Source organism: Streptomyces malaysiense (assembly GCF_000980885.2).
Taxonomy (GTDB): domain Bacteria; phylum Actinomycetota; class Actinomycetes; order Streptomycetales; family Streptomycetaceae; genus Streptomyces; species Streptomyces malaysiense.
Genome location: NZ_LBDA02000234.1, coordinates 1 through 341, shown reverse-complemented (window position 1 = coordinate 341; position 341 = coordinate 1). Strand labels below are relative to the sequence as shown.

The 341-nt window shown below is 71.8% G+C and carries 1 protein-coding gene; it reads right to left on the bottom strand.

Annotated elements, in window-relative coordinates; all coding sequences use genetic code 11:
* A partial coding sequence (locus VT52_RS35115) for a hypothetical protein (protein ID WP_071387780.1) occupies positions 1–264 on the bottom strand: 264 nt, incomplete at its 3' end.
* Between the last annotated feature and the right edge of the window lie 77 nt (positions 265–341).

Sequence of the window (341 nt, the reverse complement as noted above, 5' to 3'; positions counted from 1 at the left end):
GCCCGGTTCGCCCGGGGCGGGGTCCTGGTCGGCCAGGGTCAGCAGGTACCGCTGGCCGTTGATGTCGGCCAGCGCCTTGTCGTCCGGCGCGAACCACGGCTTGGAGGCGCGCACCGCCTGCACCGGTGCGCTGTCGATCTCGCTGCCGTAACTGTTGAGCAACTCCACCCTGCCGTCGTTGATCCGGACCTGTCCGGCCCGGGTGAGCGAGCGCATGCGTTTCCCGATCCGCACGCCCTTGGCCGTGAACTCCGGCTCAGCCATCCCTCGCCGCCCCCTTGTGCGCGTGTTCCCGTGTTCCGGTGTGCGCCCCCGTCCGCGTCGGGACCGCGGTCCCGACG